We start from the raw sequence: 455 nt of genomic DNA, 5'->3' as shown, positions 1-455 counted from the left end.
ACCAGATCCATCGCTCCCGTCAACGGAACCGAAAGCCCCGGGATCTCCTCTTTCAAGAAGACCTCCACCGCACGCGGCTTTTCCTTCAGGGCCTCGGGCGAAGCGAGATAGGCGGCGACAACTCGCAAGCCGTCGCCGATTGCCTTCTCCCGCTTGCTGGGTTCGCCGAAGTTCACCGGGCCTTGGTCACGCTCCAACTGCAGGAACGCCTTCTCGAAAGCCTCGGCCACAAACTCCGGAGAGTCATCCTCACCCCGCCAGCGAGCCAAATGAAAGGCCTGCAACGCGGCATGAATGGACTTGCCCAAGTGCAGCGCGACCGAGGTCGGCTTCTTGATGCCGGCCACCCGCTCGAAGTAGAAGCGAAGCGAGCAGCTCAGATACGACTTCGCCGCCGAGGGGCTGATGTGTTCCGGGAAGGCCAGCATCACGCCGCCCTCCTTCGGTTGCCCCCG

Annotated in this window: 1 protein-coding gene; it reads right to left on the bottom strand. The window is 63.1% G+C overall.

Translation table 11 applies throughout. From position 1 onward, the window contains the following. Positions 1 to 455, bottom strand: a 455-nt coding sequence (locus tag JIN78_RS18040) for a RecB family exonuclease (protein WP_200393185.1), incomplete at both ends; no start/stop codon positions are given.

Source organism: Roseibacillus ishigakijimensis (genome assembly GCF_016595415.1).
GTDB classification, from domain to species: Bacteria; Verrucomicrobiota; Verrucomicrobiia; order Verrucomicrobiales; family Akkermansiaceae; genus Roseibacillus; species Roseibacillus ishigakijimensis.
This window is presented reverse-complemented; position numbering and strand designations above follow the sequence as displayed.